Origin of the sequence: Faecalibacterium sp. HTF-F (assembly GCF_023347535.1) — a bacterium.
Classification (GTDB): Bacteria; Bacillota; Clostridia; order Oscillospirales; family Ruminococcaceae; genus Faecalibacterium; species Faecalibacterium wellingii.
The window spans coordinates 1190606-1206573 of record NZ_CP094473.1 but is presented as its reverse complement, the minus strand read 5'-3'; the positions used below and the strand labels follow the sequence as shown (position 1 = coordinate 1206573).

The window sequence follows — 15968 nt, the reverse complement described above, 5'->3', positions numbered from 1 at the left end:
GTTTCGGTGCCGCTTCATCCACGCTGACTTCCGGCAGGCATATCCCCTTTGCGGTGCTGTGCCGTCCCCTTGCGGAGCGCTCGCTTCCTTTCGGAAGGTCTTGGCGGTTTGGGTCAGTTTGGCGGCCATTCAATTTTACTAAGCATTTTTGCTTATCTTTTTGTGCTCTCATTATACTAAACACATTCCGTTAAGTCAAGAGGCTTTCGGGTAAAATATTAAACTTTTTTGTTTATTTTCTATTGCACCTCCTATTTTTCTGTGCTATACTAGGTTCAACAAATATGTTTAAGTCAGGAGGCAATCGCATGGCAGTCGGTGACCGCATCAAACGTGCCCGCAACCTCCGAGGTATGACCCAGAAAGAACTGGGCATTGCCATCGGGTTTGAGGAGAAGAGCGCAGACATCCGTATCGCACAATACGAAAGCAACACCCGTACGCCCAAGGAAGAGTTGCTCCGCAAGATTGCGGAGGTATTGGATGTGAACTATCGGTCTCTCTATGAGCCGACCCTGTACGCCGCAGAGGATGTGATGTACACTCTGTTCGAGCTGGACGAGCACTATCCCGGCACCCGGCTCTACGAGGTCACAGACACCACCGACCCGGATTTCCCTGAAAAGCACATGGCAGTCAGTTTCCGGTATCGTCTGCTGGATGACTTCTTAAAGGAGTGGCAGCTCCGTAAGAAGCAGCTCCGGGAGGGCGAGATCACCAAGGAAGAGTATCTGGAATGGAAGCTCAACTGGCCACAGACCGCCGACGGCTGCGGCCGGTACGAGCCGAAGAAAAAGTGGCGTAAAGAATAAAAGACACAAAAATGCCCCCTGAAAAACTTACCGTTTCTCAGAGGGCATTTTCATGTCTCTCTTTATGAATAATCGTCTGATAGTATCAAAGCAGTATCAGAGCACCTTTTGGTTCTCAAAATATCGCATTGTATCAATACTTTTCAGGTTTTGCAGATTACTCGAGCTCGATCGTTGCCGGCGGTTTGCCGGTGCAATCGTAGAACACGCGGTTCACATGCTTGACTTCATTGACGATGCGGCTAGTGACAGTGCCCAGAACATCCCAAGGCATATTGTAGCTCTCGGCCGTCATAAAGTCGGTGGTGGTCACAGCACGCAGCGCCACAGCGTAATCATAGGTGCGCTCGTCGCCCATGACGCCCACACTGTGCATGTTGGTCAAGGCTGCATAGTACTGGCTGATTTCCTTATCCAGACCAGCCTTTGCGATCTCTTCGCGCCAGATGGCATCGGCGTCCTGCACGATAGCCACCTTCTCCGGGGTCACCTCACCGATGATGCGGATGCCAAGACCCGGGCCGGGGAACGGCTGACGGCTGACCAGATATTCGGGCAGGCCCAGCTCACGGCCGGCCTGACGCACTTCATCCTTGAACAGGTTGCGCAGCGGCTCCACCAGCTCCTTGAAGTCCACGGTGTCGGGCAGACCGCCTACGTTGTGGTGGCTCTTGATAACGGTAGACTCGCCGCCCAGACCGCTCTCGACCACGTCAGGGTAGATCGTACCCTGTGCGAGGAAATCCACCTTGCCGATCTTCTTGGCCTGCTCTTCAAACACACGGATGAACTCTTCACCGATGATCTTACGCTTGCGTTCCGGCTCCGTGACGCCTGCCAGCTTACTGAAATAGCGCTCGCGGGCATCTACACAGATAAAGTTGATATCAAAGCCATTGGCATTGCCCGGGCCGAAGACTGCGCAGACCTCTTCCTTCTCGTTCTTACGCAGCAGACCGTGGTCCACGAACACACAGGTCAGCTGTTTGCCGATGGCCTTAGCCAGCATAGCTGCCAGAACGGAGGAATCCACGCCGCCGGACAGGGCGCACAGCACCTTGCCATCGCCGATGCGCTCACGCAGGGCCTTGACATTGTTCTCCACAAAGGAATCCATCTTCCAGTCGCCGGTGCAGCCACAGACGTTGTACACGAAGTTGCGCAGCATCTTTTTGCCTTCCGCAGTGTGCAGCACTTCCGGGTGGAACTGAACTGCGTACAGGCCCTTTTCCTCGTTCTCTGCCGCAGCTACAGGGCAGTTGACCGTGTGGGCTGTGATCTTAAAGCCCGGGGCCGCCTGCTCAATGTAGTCGTTGTGGCTCATCCAGCAGATGGTGGACGGCTGTACATCCGTGAACATTTTACTGTTATTGTCCACGAACACCTCCGTCTTGCCGTACTCACGCTCCGGTGCGCGACAGACATGACCGCCCAGCAGATGCATCATCAGCTGGCTGCCATAACAGATGCCCAGCACAGGCACACCCCATGTAAAGATCTCTGGGTCGATCGTGGGAGAATCCTCCAAATAAACGCTGTTGGGGCCACCGGTGAAGATGATGCCCTTGGGGTTCTTTGCCTTGATGACCGACAGATCGGTTTTATAGGAATAGATCTCACAGTAGACATTGTTCTCGCGGACACGGCGCGCGATCAGCTGATTGTACTGGCCGCCAAAATCCAGCACGATAACAGTTTCATGCTGCATGATATTCTCTCCTCCCTTATCCATTCAATGTGTTTCTACAGGTAACTTTAGTATAGCACATCTGCCAAATAAAAGCGACATCATTTGTGAATTTTCCTGTATTTATTTTTTCACCGGATGCCGCAACACCGTTTTCAGTGTCCCCGGTGCAGCACGGCGAGGATCGCTCAGATAAATTTCGTGGTGGAAGCGTGTCTCTGAAAAATCAAGCCTATACCCCTGCTCTACGGCAAAGGCATCCATCTGCGCCAGCGTTTTCGGTTCTTCATCATAAGGGCCGATATGCAGGCACTGAACGCAAAGTCCCTCGTCATAGGTCAGGAATTCCGCCTTGGAAAAATCCTTTTTCTTTTTTGCCGTTGCTTCCTGTACGGCCCAATCAAACGCTTCCGACGTCACGAATTCTGGCAGTCGGATCATGGATGTCCACTCAAATGTTTCTTTATGTGCATAGTCAACGCCATCCACGCCCTTCTGATGCCACAAGCCCTCCAACGGTGGAACCACATATTCAAAATAGCCGTCCATCTTGTGGCTGCCCTTATAACTCATTTTGATGGTGAAAGCAATGCCGTACAGCACTCCCATAGCCTCCTGATAGGCTCCACCCGGAGCATTCGGGTCGCCCTTGCCGTGCACTGCCACAAAATTCATACGCGGTATCGTAATCAGATGCGGTTTTTTCGGCGGGAGATAAAATTCCCTGTACTCTTTCTTATAATCAAACGGCATTACTCTTTACCCCTTCCGGAAGTTCTCACTGCTTCTTTTTGCTAAATCCCCTCAGCACCAGCCGATAGGACTTTTCCGGCATTTCCTTTTTCAGTATACCAGAACAACCTTGTTTTGTAAACAAAGAGTTGTGACATGCCGCAAAAAAATCCCCTGCCCTTACGGACAGAGGATCTAAAGCAAAAAGAGACCTTCCCACTCTCCGGAATGGGAAGGTCTCTCGTAAGTTTAACCTTTAGCCTTAGGAAAGGCGCGAAGGGTCAAAATCACTCAATGATCTTGCCAACAACGCCAGAACCAACGGTACGGCCACCCTCACGGATAGCGAAACGCAGGCCCTCTTCCATAGCAACAGGGGTCAGCAGCTCAACGTGCATCATGACGTTATCGCCGGGCATGCACATCTCAGTGCCTTCGGGCAGAGTGATGATACCGGTCACGTCGGTGGTGCGGAAGTAGAACTGAGGACGATAGTTGGAGAAGAACGGAGTGTGACGGCCGCCTTCGTCCTTGGTCAGAACGTACACCTGAGACTCGAAGGTCTTGTGGGGGTGCACGGAACCGGGCTTAGCCAGAACCTGACCACGCTCGATCTGGGTACGATCAACACCACGCAGCAGAGCGCCGATGTTATCGCCAGCCTCAGCGAAGTCCAGAGACTTACGGAACATCTCCAGACCGGTGATGGTGGTGCTCAGACGATCGGGCTTGATGCCGACGATCTCCATAGCATCGCCAACCTTAGCAATACCACGCTCAACACGACCGGTTGCAACGGTACCACGGCCAGAAATGGTCATGACGTCCTCGATGGGCATCAGGAAGGGCTTGTCTTCCTCACGATCGGGGTTGGGGATATAGCTGTCAACAGCGTCCATCAGCTCCTTGATGCAAGCATACTCGGGAGCATTGGGATCGGTAGAGGTAGACTCCAGAGCCTTCAGAGCGGAACCACGAATGATCGGGGTATCGTCGCCCGGGAAGTCGTACTCGCTCAGCAGCTCACGGATCTCCATCTCGACCAGATCCAGCAGCTCTTCGTCGTCGACCATATCGCACTTGTTCATGAACACGACGATATAGGGCACGCCGACCTGACGAGCCAGCAGGATGTGCTCACGGGTCTGGGGCATGGGACCATCGGTAGCAGCAACGACCAGAATAGCGCCGTCCATCTGAGCAGCACCAGTGATCATGTTCTTAACGTAGTCAGCATGGCCCGGGCAGTCAACGTGAGCATAGTGACGAGCCTCGGTCTGATACTCAACGTGAGCGGAGTTGATCGTGATACCACGAGCACGCTCCTCAGGAGCCTTATCGATGTTGGCATAGTCCATGAAGTCTGCGTCGCCCTTCAGAGCCAGGTACTTGGTGATAGCGGCGGTCAGAGTGGTCTTGCCGTGGTCAACGTGACCGATGGTGCCGATGTTCACATGCGGCTTAGAACGGTCGAACTTTGCCTTTTCAGCCATTGGAATATCCTCCCTTAATTTAGGTTTTGATATTTGGTTACAACAACCCTGCAAGATGCAGACATTGCATTGCAAGGCTATTCTACTAAATTTGTCCTGTAAAATCAAGTGCTTTTACAGGAAATTTTGCCGGAGTTACACTACCCCGGCAAAATCTTTATCCATTTTTCAGGAATCAGCCCTTGGTGCGGCCAGCAATGATCTGGTCAGCAATGTTTTTGGGCACCGGCTCGTAGTGAGACGGCTCCATGACATACTGGCCACGACCCTGAGTCTTGGAACGCAGGTCGGTAGCGTAGCCGAACATCTGAGCCAGAGGCACAAATGCATTGACACGCTGAGTACCGGCCATAGCCTCCATGCCCTGGATCTGACCACGGCGTGCATTCAGGTCGCCGATAACATCGCCCAGATACTCATCGGGAACGATAACTGCAACCTTCATGATGGGCTCGGTGATGATCGGATCAGCCTTGCGCATAGCATCCTTGAATGCCATAGAACCAGCAATGGAGAAGGCCATTTCAGAGGAGTCGACCTCATGATAAGAACCATCCCACAGGGTGACCTTGACATCAACGACAGGATAACCAGCCAGAACGCCGGACTTCATAGCACCCTGGATACCATTGTCGATAGCCGGGATGTATTCCTTCGGGATGGCACCGCCAACGATGGCGTTGACGAACTCGTAACCCTTGCCGGGCTCGTTGGGCTCGATCTTGATCTTAACATGACCGTACTGGCCCTTACCACCGGACTGACGTGCGTACTTGGTCTCCTGGTTGGCCTCTTTGCGGATGGTCTCACGGTAAGCAACCTGGGGTGCACCCACATTTGCTTCAACCTTGAACTCACGCAGCAGACGGTCAACGATGATCTCCAGATGCAGCTCGCCCATACCAGCGATAATGGTCTGACCGGTCTCTTCGTCGGTGTAGGTCTTGAAGGTCGGATCCTCTTCAGCCAGCTTTGCCAGCGCGATGCCCATCTTCTCGTTGCCGGCCTTGGTCTTAGGCTCGATGGCAACGCGGATAACAGGCTCGGGGAACTTCATGGACTCCAGAATGATGGGATGATTCTCATCACACAGAGTGTCACCGGTGGTGGTGTTCTTCAGACCGACAACAGCAGCGATATCACCTGCATAGCAGCAGTCGATATCCTTGCGGTGGTTAGAATGCATCTGCAGGATGCGGCCCATACGCTCCTTGCTGTCCTTCACGGAGTTGTAGACAGTGGTACCTGCCTCAACCTTACCGGAGTAAACACGGAAGTATGCCAACTTACCAACGAACGGGTCGGTAGCGATCTTGAAGGCCAGAGCTGCGAAGGGTGCGTCGTCGGAAGACGGACGGGTCTCCTGCTCTTCGGTCTCAGGATTCACACCCTTGATGTCCTCGACATCGGTAGGTGCGGGCATATAGTCAACGATAGCATCCAGCAGCTTCTGCACGCCGCGGTTCTTATAGGAAGAGCCACAGGTCACAGGCACCAGAGTGTTGGCGATGGTTTCCTTGCGGATAGCCTTCTTCAGTTCCTCGCGGGTGATCTCCTCACCCTCGAGGTACTTCTCCATCAACTCTTCGTCGTTCTCGGCAACAGCCTCGACCAGAATGTTGTGGTACTCCTCGGCCTGCTCACGCATATCCTCGGGGATGGGCTCAGTGCGCATGTCGTTGCCCATATCGTCGTAGTAGACCTCAGCGTTCATATCGACCAAGTCAACGATACCGCGGAAGGTATCCTCCTGACCGATGGGCAGCTGGATCGCCACGCCGTTTGCGTGCAGACGATCGTGCAGCATCTTGATGCAGCGGAAGAAGTCAGCACCCATGGTATCCATCTTGTTGACGTACACCATGCGGGGGACCTTGTACTCGTCAGCCTGACGCCAGACGGTCTCAGACTGAGGCTCGACACCGCCCTTAGCAGCCAGAACGGTCACAGAACCGTCCAGCACGCGCAGGGAACGCTGAACCTCAACAGTGAAGTCCACGTGGCCCGGAGTGTCGATAATGTTGATGCGGTGACGGTTCTTCTTGAATGCGACCGGATCCTTCTGGGTCTCAGAGTGGCTCCAGTAGCAGGTGGTAGCAGCGGAAGTGATGGTGATACCACGCTCCTGCTCCTGAACCATCCAGTCCATGGTAGCGCCGCCATCATGAACTTCGCCGATCTTGTGATTGATGCCAGTGTAGTACAGAATACGCTCGGTAGTCGTAGTCTTACCAGCATCGATATGGGCCATAATGCCGATATTTCTCGTCATCTGAAGAGAAACTTCTCTGGGTGTAGCCATGAAATTAACCTCCTACAGAACAGATCAATAACGGAAATGAGCGAAAGCCTTGTTAGCTTCTGCCATCTTGTGAGTGTCCTCACGCTTCTTCACGGCGTTACCAGTGTTGTTGGCAGCATCCATGATTTCAGCAGCCAGACGCTGAGCCATGGTCTTCTCACCACGGCTGCGGCTGTAGGCAGTCAGCCAGCGCAGACCCAGAGTCTCACGGCGAGCCGGGCTGACTTCCAGAGGAACCTGGTAGTTAGCACCGCCAACGCGGCGGGTCTTGCACTCGAGGCTGGGCATGATGTTCTCCATCGCCTTCTCGAAAGTCTCCAGAGGATCGTTGCCGGTCTTCTCCTGAATCATGGAGAAAGCCTCGTAAACGATCTTCTGAGCGACGCCCTTCTTGCCATCCAGCATAACGCTGTTGACCAGACGAGTGACCATCTTGGAATTGTAAATAGGATCAGCTAAGACATCGCGCTTAGCAATGTTACCTCTTCTAGGCATCTTTCTTCCCTCCTTCACAGAATGATATCATCGGTACTCGAAAGTAATAAAACTCCCGTTGTGTCACAAAGAGCTGACCTTTACATAAACTGTTGCCCTCCGCTTTATCAGCGGACTTGTTATTTATATAATGGAAAGCCGTTTATGGCGGTTGTCCTCAATTACTTCTTTGCAGCACCGGCCTTAGGACGCTTTGCGCCGTACTTGGAGCGGGCCTGATTACGGCCTGCCACACCCTGAGTATCCAGGGTACCACGGATGATGTGGTAACGCACACCGGGCAGGTCCTTAACACGACCGCCACGGATCAGCACGACGGAGTGCTCCTGCAGGTTATGGCCGATACCGGGAATGTAAGAGGTGACCTCGATACCATTCGTGAGGCGGACACGAGCAACCTTACGCAGAGCAGAGTTAGGCTTCTTGGGGGTCATGGTACGAACAGCGGTGCACACGCCACGCTTCTGGGGGCTGCTCAGATCAGAATACTGCTTCTTCTGAGAGTTGTAGGTCTTCTGCAGGGCGGGAGCGGTGCTCTTGGTAGTCAGAACCTCACGGCCTTTGCGTACAAGCTGGTTAAAAGTAGGCATTTTGTTTCTCCTTTCTTAATGATGAACATCGGACTTTTTCCGACTTTTTTGCCGCACTATCCCCATGAGGGACGCGCAACAGTTATATAATACTCGCTTTACAGGCGGATGTCAACAGTTTTTGCAAAGTTTTTTTCGTTTATTCCAGTTTTTTTCTTTTAGTGTTTTTTCGAGACAAAACGCTGTTATTTTCCTCCCCTGCTTCTGTGTTTTGGACATACAAAAGACCGTTCTGCAGGCGGCTGCCCACAGAACGGTCTGTGCTTTATACTTTCAGGAAGGAGCTTTGCTTACTGTGCAGCAGCTGCCTGTTCGGCAGCGACCTCAGCGTCGCGCTCAGCCTCACGATTCTTCAGATCCTCACGGACTTCCGGCAGACCGGTACCTGCGGGGATCAGCTTACCGATAATGACGTTCTCCTTCAGGCCGGCCAGCGGATCGACTTTGCCCTTGATGGCAGCTTCAGTCAGCACGCGGGTGGTCTCCTGGAAGGATGCGGCAGACAGGAAGGAGTCATTGGCCAGTGCAGCCTTGGTGATGCCCAGCAGCACCTGCTGATACTCGACCAGCTTCAGGCCCTCTTCACCAGCATCGATGCGCTGCTGCAGATCGGCGTTGATGTTCTCCACTTCCAGACGGCTTGCCAGAGCACCGCCGATCAGGTTGGAGGAACCGGAATCGGTCACACGCACCTTGCGGCACATCTGACGGACGATGACCTCGATATGCTTATCGTTGATTTCAACGCCCTGCAGACGGTAAACCTTCTGGACCTCGTTGATCAGGTAGTTCTGGACATCCTCCAGACCCTTGATCGCCAGAATATCCTGCGGATACAGAACACCTTCACGGGTGATGATGTCGCCCTTCTCCACACGGTCGCCCGGCATCACGCGGGAATGCTGGGTGAACGGGATGGAGTAGCTCTTCACGACCTCAGCACCGGTCTCGTCCTTGCCGGTCACCTTGATGACGACATTCTTCTTTGTATCGTCCTGAGAAACGACACCGGAAATCTCGCTCATGATGGCCATGCTCTTGGGACGGCGGCTCTCGAACAGCTCCTCGACACGGGGAAGACCCTGTGTGATATCTTCAGCAGATGCGATACCGCCGGTATGGAAGGTACGCATGGTCAGCTGGGTACCGGGCTCACCGATGGACTCTGCGGCGATAACACCGACAGACTCACCCAGACGGACCGGCTCACCGTTTGCCATATCGGAACCATAGCAGCGTGCGCAGACACCGGTCTTTGCACGGCAGGTCAGCAGGCTGCGGATCTTCAGCTTGGTGATGCCGGCTGCCTCGATCTCGTTTGCGTCGTACAGGTCGATCATCTTGCCTTCCGGCACGATCACCTTGCCGGTGACGGGGTTGACCACATCGCCCACAGCAAAGCGGCCGATCAGACGCTCGCGGAAGCTCTCGATCTTCTCCTTGCCCTCGTGGATCTCGGAGACCCACAGGCCGTCGGTGGTGCCGCAGTCGATCTCGCGGACGATGACATCCTGAGAGACATCGACCATGCGGCGGGTCAGGTAGCCGGAGTCAGCGGTACGCAGAGCGGTATCTGCCAGACCCTTACGGGCGCCACGGGCAGAAACGAAATATTCCAGAATATTCAGACCTTCACGGTAGTTGGCGCGAATGGGCATCTCGATGGTGTGGCCGGCGGTGTTTGCCAGCAGGCCGCGCATGCCGGCCAGCTGCTTGATCTGGTTCATAGAACCACGAGCACCGGAGTCTGCCATCATATAGATCTCGTTGTCCTTGGGCAGGTTGTCTGCCAGAGCCTTGGAGACCTTATCAGTGGTAGCCTGCCAGATGGCGATGGTCTGGTTGTAACGCTCGTTGTCGGAGATCAGGCCGCGGTTGAACAGCTTGCCGACCTTGGCGATCTGCTGATCAGCCTCAGCGATCAGCTCCTGCTTCTGCGGCGGGATCACAGCATCGCACACAGCGACGGAGATTGCAGACAGAGTGGAGTACTTGTAGCCCTGCGCCTTGATGGCGTCCAGCATCTTTGCACACTTGCGGGTGCCGTTGCGGGTCATGCAGCGGGAAATGATGTCGGGCAGGGTTTTCTTTGTCACACGGAAGCTGACCTCGTACTCCAGCCAGTGCTCGGGATCAGTACGGTCGATATAGCCCAGATTCTGAGGAACCGGGTTGTTGAAGATGATGCGGCCAACGGTAGCATCCACCAGACCGGTGCGCTCCACGCCATCGATCACCATGGTGCGGCGCACCTTGATGGGTGCGTGCAGGGTGACGATGTGCTCTGCATAAGCCATCAGAGCCTCATTCTCATCGCGGAACACCTTGCCTGCACCCTCATCGTTTTCACGAACGGTGGTCAGGTAGTAGCTGCCCAGGATCATATCCTGCGTAGGCACGGTAACAGGTGCGCCGTCAGAGGGCTTCAGCAGGTTGCCGGAAGCCAGCATCAGCATCTTGGCCTCACGGCAGGCATCCTCGCCCAGAGGCAGATGCACTGCCATCTGGTCACCGTCGAAGTCGGCGTTGAATGCGGTACATGCCAGCGGGTGCAGCTTGATGGCACGGCCCTCCACCAGCACCGGGTTGAAGGCCTGAATGCCCAGACGGTGCAGGGTAGGTGCACGGTTCAGCAGAACGGGATGACCCTTGATCACGGTTTCCAGGCTGTCCCAGACCTCAGGCTTTGCGCGCTCCACCATCTTGCGGGCGGACTTGATGTTGTTGGCGATGCCCTTCTCCACCAGATCCTTCATGACAAAGGGCTTGAACAGCTCCAGAGCCATCTCCTTGGGCAGACCGCACTGATCCATCTTCAGCTCAGGGCCGACGACGATAACGGAACGGCCGGAGTAGTCAACACGCTTGCCCAGCAGGTTCTGACGGAAGCGGCCCTGCTTGCCCTTCAGCAGGTCGGACAGGCTCTTCAGCGCACGGTTGTTGGGGCCGGTGACCGGACGGCCGCGGCGGCCGTTGTCGATCAGGCTGTCCACTGCTTCCTGCAGCATGCGCTTCTCGTTGCGCACGATGATGTCGGGAGCACCCAGCTCCAGCAGACGGCGCAGACGGTTGTTGCGGTTGATGACGCGGCGGTACAGGTCATTCAGGTCGGAGGTGGCGAAGCGGCCGCCATCCAGCTGGACCATGGGGCGCAGGTCAGGCGGCAGAACAGGCAGCACATCCATGACCATCCACTCGGGACGGTTGCCGGAAATGCGGAATGCCTCCACGACCTCCAGACGCTTGAGGATGCGCACGCGCTTCTGACCGGAGGACTTTTCCACCTCAGCGGTCAGCTCTGCGCTCAGCTGATCCAGATCGATCTCCTTCAGCAGATCCTGAATAGCCTCGGCGCCCATAGCAGCCTCGAACTCATCACCGTAGTGGTCGCGCATTTCGCGGTACTCGCTCTCGGTGAGCAGCTGCTTCTTTTCCAGACGGGTAGCGCCCGGATCGGTGACGATATAGCTTGCAAAGTACAGGACCTTCTCCAGCAGGCGGGGGCTGATGTCCAGCATCAGGCCGATGCGGCTGGGGATGCCCTTGAAGTACCAGATATGGCTCACGGGAGCGGCCAGCTCGATGTGGCCCATGCGCTCACGGCGGACCTTGGCCTTGGTGACCTCAACGCCGCAGCGGTCGCAGATCTTGCCCTTGTAGCGGATGCGCTTATACTTGCCGCAGTGGCACTCCCAGTCCTTGGTAGGTCCAAAAATGCGCTCGCAGTACAGGCCGTCGCGCTCCGGCTTCAGGGTACGGTAGTTGATGGTTTCAGGCTTTTTGACCTCGCCGTAGCTCCAGTTGCGGATCTGCTCCGGGGAGGCAAGGCCGATCTTGATCGAATCGAAAACGTTGTTTTCCATGAAACGAACCCTTCCTTAATCTCTTGTTGTCTCGATGATACAGGCGGCTTTCTTATTCAGAGCACAAGCCTCTCCCCTGCCGCAGCACGCGGTCAGGGGCAGCAGACCTGTGTTTTTGTTCTGATCAGAAATCTACTTCGTCGGAAGAAGCGGGAGCCTCGCTGCCAGAGTTATCGTCCTCCAGCACGGAAGGATCATCGAAGCCAGCATCGGCGTCCTTAATATTGTAATCGTTGAGCAGTTCGCTCTCCTGTACGACATTCTCAGTGCCGGCCACATCGCGCATGTCAAAGCCGGTCTCTTCGTCGTCGAAGTTTTGGCGCATGTCGATCTCGTTGCCTTCCTTATCCTGCACGACAACGTCCATACCCAGAGACTGCAGTTCCTTGAGCATAACACGGAAGGACTCGGGGATGCCGGGCTGCGGGATGGGCTCGCCCTTGACAATCGCCTCGTAGGTCTTGACACGGCCCTCCACGTCGTCGGACTTGACGGTCAGGATCTCCTGCAGGGTGTATGCAGCGCCGTAAGCTTCCAGTGCCCAGACTTCCATCTCGCCGAAGCGCTGGCCGCCAAACTGGGCCTTGCCGCCCAGAGGCTGCTGAGTGACCAGAGAGTAGGGGCCGGTGGAACGTGCATGGATCTTATCATCGACCAGGTGATGCAGCTTCAGGTAGTACATATAACCGACGGTAACGCGGTTATCGAACTTCTCACCGGTGCGGCCGTCGTAAACGGTGGTCTTGCCATCGCGGTCCAGCTCAATCTTGGAGAAGTCGATGATGTGGCCCTTCTCACCCATGATCTTGGGGAGCTTGGTGGGATATGCAGGAGCATTCTCACCGTGCCACATCTCGCGGGCGGTATCAAAGGTATCGCCGATGTCGTTCTCACGGGCGGAATCGAAGACGGGAGTCATGACCTTGATGCCGCATGCCTTGGCAGCGTAGCCCAGGTTGACTTCCAGCACCTGACCGATGTTCATACGGGAAGGAACGCCCAGGGGGTTCAGCACGATGTCCAGCGGGGTGCCGTCGGGCAGGTAGGGCATGTCCTCCTGCGGCAGAATGCGGGAAACGACACCCTTGTTGCCGTGACGGCCTGCCATCTTATCGCCGACGCTGATCTTGCGCTTCTGGGCGATATAGCAGCGAACGACCTCGCGCACGCCGGGCTGCAGCTCGTCGCTGTTCTCCGGGGTGAACACCTTGACGTCCACGATGATGCCGTATGCGCCGTGGGGCACACGCAGAGAGGTATCGCGCACTTCGCGGGCCTTCTCGCCGAAGATGGCGCGCAGCAGGCGCTCCTCAGCGGTCAGCTCGGTCTCGCCCTTCGGGGTGACCTTACCGACCAGAATGTCGCCGCTCTTGACCTCGGCACCGATGCGGATGATGCCGCGCTCGTCCAGATCCTTCAGCGCATCCTCAGAGACGTTGGGGATATCACGGGTGATCTCCTCAGGTCCCAGCTTGGTGTCGCGGCTCTCGGTCTCGTACTCTTCAATATGAATGGAGGTGTACACGTCCTCGCGCACGATCTTCTCGTTCAGCAGAACGGCGTCCTCGTAGTTGTAGCCTTCCCAGGTCATGAAGCCGATCAGGGCGTTCTTGCCCAGAGAGATCTCGCCATTGCGCATTGCAGGGCCGTCGGCCAGCACCTGACCGGCCTTGACGCTCTCGCCAACCTCGACGATGGGACGCTGGTTGATGCAGGTGCCTGCATTGGAGCGTGCGAACTTGATCAGAGGATAGTCCTCCAGCTCGCCCTTGTTGTTGCGCACAACAACGTGGTCGGCATCCATCTTCTCAACGATACCGTCATTCTTTGCCAGAACAGCGGTGCCGGAGTCGGTAGCTGCCTTGTATTCCATACCGGTAGCAACGATGGGCTGCTGGGTGACCATCAGAGGCACTGCCTGACGCTGCATGTTGGAGCCCATCAGAGCACGGTTACAGTCATCGTTCTCCAGGAAGGGGATGCATGCGGTAGCAACAGAGACCATCATTCGCGGAGAAACGTCCATGTAATCGACCTTCTCTGCGTCGATTTCCAGGATCTCATCGCGGCGGCGGGCAGAAACGCGGGGACGCACGAAGTGCTTGCCCTCATCCAGCGGCTCGTTGGCCTGTGCCACAACGTACTCGTCCTCAACGTCAGCGGTCATATACTCCACTTCGTCGGTGACAACCTGCTCGAGCAGGCGGCCATTCTCGTCGTAGGTCTTCTTGACCTTGCGGTACGGAGCTTCCACGAAGCCATATTCGTTGATCTTTGCGTAGGATGCCAGATAGGAGATCAGACCGATGTTGGGGCCTTCAGGGGTCTCGATGGGGCACATACGGCCGTAGTGGCTGTAGTGAACGTCGCGGACCTCGAAACCTGCGCGGTCACGGCTCAGACCGCCGGGGCCCAGAGCAGACAGACGGCGCTTGTGGGTCAGCTCAGCCAGCGGGTTGTTCTGATCCATGAACTGGGACAGCGGAGAAGAACCGAAGAACTCCTTGATGGCCGCCACCACCGGACGGATGTTGATGAGGGCCTGCGGAGTGATCACGCTCTGATCCTGACTCTGCAGGGTCATGCGCTCACGGATGACGCGCTCCATGCGGGAGAAGCCGATGCGGAACTGGTTCTGCAGCAGCTCACCCACGCTGCGGATGCGGCGGTTGCCCAGATGGTCGATATCATCAGTGGTGCCAATGTTGTGGCCCAGACCGTTCAGGTAGTTGATGGAAGCCAGAATATCGGCAACCGTAACGGTGCGGCCGATCAGCTGGTCGTGGTTGCGGCGCAGCATCTCCTTCTGCTCTTCCACATCAGAGGTGGTGTCCAGGATCTTCTTGATCTCGTCGAAGGAGCAGCGCTCGTTGATGCCGCACTCCTTCACGTCAAAGGAGAAGAAGCCCTGTGCATCCACACAGCCATTGGTGATGACCTTGATCTTCCGGCTCTCTTCCTTCATGGGATCGTCGAGCTTCAGCTCGACCAAATTCACACCGGCGTTGTCAGCCTTCTCGGCCAGCTCGCGGGTGATCTTGGCACCGGCCTCGATCAGGATCTCGCCGGTGAGCGGAGCAACCACATTCTCAGCAGCCACCTGACCGGTGATGCGGCGGGCCAGAGACAGCTTCTTGTTCATCTTATAACGGCCGAAACGAGACAGGTCGTAGCGACGCGGGTCGAAGAACAGCATGTTGATCTGGCTGGTAGCGGACTCCACCGTGGGAGGCTCGCCGGGGCGCAGCTTGCGGTAGACTTCCAGCAGGCCCTCTTCCTGATTCTTGGTGGTATCCTTTTCCAGAGTAGCGAGGATGCGCTCATCGTCGCCAAAGAAGTTCAGGATGTCCTCATTGGTGGACAGGCCCAGTGCACGGCACAGCACCGTGACCGGCAGCTTGCGGTTCTTATCGATACGGACATAGAACACATCGGAAGCATCGGTCTCGTACTCCAGCCATGCACCACGGTTGGGGTTCATGGTTGCGCTGTACAGGTCGTTGCCCACCTTATCCTTGGCATCACCGTAGAACACGCCGGGAGAGCGGACCAGCTGGCTGACGATAGCACGCTCTGCACCGTTGATCACAAAGGTGCCGGCATCGGTCATCAGCGGGAAATCGCCCATGAAGATCTCCTGATCCTTCACTTCACCGGTTTCCTTGTTCAGCAGACGGGCGGTGACGCGCAGGGGTGCTGCATAGGTCACGTCGCGCTCCTTGCACTCCTTGATGCTGTACTTCGGCTCCTTATCCAGACGGAAGTCCACAAAGCTCAGTGCCAGATTGCCGGTGTAGTCCTCAATGGTGCCGATATCGTGGAAGACCTCTTTCAGGCCCTCGTCCAGGAACCACTGATAAGAGTTCTTCTGGACCTCGATCAGGTTCGGCATACTGATGACTTCGTCGATGTGGGAGAAGCTCATGCGCTCGGTTTTGCCGAGCTTTACGGGCTTGACTTTCATCATAAAATCAACCACTCCTTACTTTTATAC

9 protein-coding genes are annotated in these 15968 nt (G+C 55.8%); 1 reads left to right on the top strand and 8 read right to left on the bottom strand.

Annotated features, from left to right (window positions below; all coding sequences use genetic code 11):
- Positions 1-308 precede the first annotated feature (308 nt).
- On the top strand, positions 309-812 hold the full coding sequence (locus MTP37_RS05810) for a helix-turn-helix domain-containing protein (protein ID WP_097770294.1): 504 nt from the start codon (positions 309-311) through the stop codon (positions 810-812).
- 157 nt (positions 813-969) lie between these two features.
- On the opposite strand, the gene guaA is transcribed toward MTP37_RS05810, so the two are convergent.
- The 8 genes from guaA to rpoB all read right to left on the bottom strand — a co-directional run bounded on the left by guaA (position 970) and on the right by rpoB (position 15941).
- A complete protein-coding gene (guaA, locus tag MTP37_RS05805; protein WP_249238532.1) occupies positions 970-2520 on the bottom strand; it encodes a glutamine-hydrolyzing GMP synthase in 1551 nt (516 codons plus the stop codon).
- 102 nt (positions 2521-2622) lie between these two features.
- On the bottom strand, positions 2623-3252 hold the full coding sequence (locus MTP37_RS05800) for a GyrI-like domain-containing protein (RefSeq protein ID WP_249238531.1): 630 nt from the start codon (positions 3250-3252) through the stop codon (positions 2623-2625).
- A 266-nt stretch (positions 3253-3518) separates the two neighbouring features.
- The gene (gene tuf / locus MTP37_RS05795) at positions 3519-4724 is read right to left on the bottom strand and encodes an elongation factor Tu (protein WP_249238530.1); all 1206 of its coding nucleotides are present in this window, start codon (positions 4722-4724) and stop codon (positions 3519-3521) included.
- Positions 4725-4899: 175 nt separating this feature from the next.
- The gene (gene fusA / locus MTP37_RS05790; RefSeq protein ID WP_256469125.1) at positions 4900-7026 is read right to left on the bottom strand and encodes an elongation factor G; all 2127 of its coding nucleotides are present in this window, start codon (positions 7024-7026) and stop codon (positions 4900-4902) included.
- A gap of 24 nt (positions 7027-7050) precedes the next feature.
- Positions 7051-7521 (bottom strand): 30S ribosomal protein S7, encoded by a 471-nt coding sequence (gene rpsG / locus MTP37_RS05785; RefSeq protein WP_005930552.1) that lies wholly within the window; start codon positions 7519-7521, stop codon positions 7051-7053.
- Positions 7522-7682: 161 nt separating this feature from the next.
- On the bottom strand, positions 7683-8111 hold the full coding sequence (rpsL, locus tag MTP37_RS05780) for a 30S ribosomal protein S12 (protein WP_005926182.1): 429 nt from the start codon (positions 8109-8111) through the stop codon (positions 7683-7685).
- 290 nt (positions 8112-8401) lie between these two features.
- Positions 8402-11974, bottom strand: coding sequence for a DNA-directed RNA polymerase subunit beta' (gene rpoC / locus MTP37_RS05775; protein ID WP_249238529.1), 3573 nt, complete (start codon positions 11972-11974; stop codon positions 8402-8404).
- A 124-nt stretch (positions 11975-12098) separates the two neighbouring features.
- Complete coding sequence (rpoB, locus tag MTP37_RS05770) at positions 12099-15941, bottom strand: DNA-directed RNA polymerase subunit beta (RefSeq protein WP_249238528.1); 3843 nt, start codon at positions 15939-15941, stop codon at positions 12099-12101.
- Positions 15942-15968: the final 27 nt, after the last annotated feature.

Excerpts from the sequence above, each read along its gene's own strand:
- MTP37_RS05810 (WP_097770294.1), top strand. The coding sequence starts at position 309 with ATGGCAGTCGGTGACCGCATCAAACGTGCCCGCAACCTCCGAGGTATG.
- tuf (WP_249238530.1), bottom strand. The coding sequence starts at position 4,724 with ATGGCTGAAAAGGCAAAGTTCGACCGTTCTAAGCCGCATGTGAACATC.
- rpoB (WP_249238528.1), bottom strand. The coding sequence starts at position 15,941 with ATGATGAAAGTCAAGCCCGTAAAGCTCGGCAAAACCGAGCGCATGAGC.
- fusA (WP_256469125.1), bottom strand. The coding sequence starts at position 7,026 with ATGGCTACACCCAGAGAAGTTTCTCTTCAGATGACGAGAAATATCGGC.
- rpsL (WP_005926182.1), bottom strand. The coding sequence starts at position 8,111 with ATGCCTACTTTTAACCAGCTTGTACGCAAAGGCCGTGAGGTTCTGACT.
- MTP37_RS05800 (WP_249238531.1), bottom strand. The coding sequence starts at position 3,252 with ATGCCGTTTGATTATAAGAAAGAGTACAGGGAATTTTATCTCCCGCCG.
- rpoC (WP_249238529.1), bottom strand. The coding sequence starts at position 11,974 with ATGGAAAACAACGTTTTCGATTCGATCAAGATCGGCCTTGCCTCCCCG.
- rpsG (WP_005930552.1), bottom strand. The coding sequence starts at position 7,521 with ATGCCTAGAAGAGGTAACATTGCTAAGCGCGATGTCTTAGCTGATCCT.
- guaA (WP_249238532.1), bottom strand. The coding sequence starts at position 2,520 with ATGCAGCATGAAACTGTTATCGTGCTGGATTTTGGCGGCCAGTACAAT.